Genomic DNA, 623 nt, shown 5'->3' on the forward strand with positions numbered 1-623 from the left:
GCAAGCACTGCCAAGTGGCGTATTACTACTCGCTTGCTTATTGTTCTTCAGTTTGTTGCCTTCTGAAGGTTTGGTTTATCCTCATTTGATCAACTCTGGCCATGCTTTGGTCTTCGGTTTAGCGACCTATCTGCTGCTGGTTTTTTTTGCTCAGCTTCGGCCCTTAAAAGAGCTGATTTACCTTCTTTTATTTTGCCTCTCGTTTGGTTTGTTGGTTGAGCTGGTTCAGCCTTATGTAGGCCGGGAGCGTAGCTTAATAGACTTTGTTTACGATGTTTTTGGTTGTTTGGCTGCATTGCTGTGGTATCTCGCTCGATTTCGAAGTACTAGCAGAAGCCGGAAAATGATGATGCAGGGAATAGCTTTGTTTTTGATTTTGGCAAGCCTGCTTTACCCAGCTTATCGATGTTATGTGAAGCTGGAGGCTGATCGCTTATTTCCGGTGATCGCGAACTTCGAGAGTTTTGGCTGGGCTCAAATTGTGTTAGCAAAAAATGGCAGTGAGCTTGAAGTTGTCAAAGCACCTGGTGACTGGGCTAATGAATCTCAGGTTGGAAAGCTTCGCTTTAATAAAGATGCCCTCTATCCCGGAATGCGTTTCGCCTACTTGCATCGAGACTGGC

General features: G+C 45.3%; 1 protein-coding gene. It reads left to right on the top strand.

Translation table 11 applies throughout. From position 1 onward, the window contains the following. Positions 1 to 623 (top strand): VanZ family protein (locus A3761_RS26940; protein ID WP_197472822.1); only part of this gene is annotated, 623 nt, incomplete at both ends.

The sequence above is a fragment of the Oleiphilus sp. HI0123 genome, from assembly GCF_001635315.1.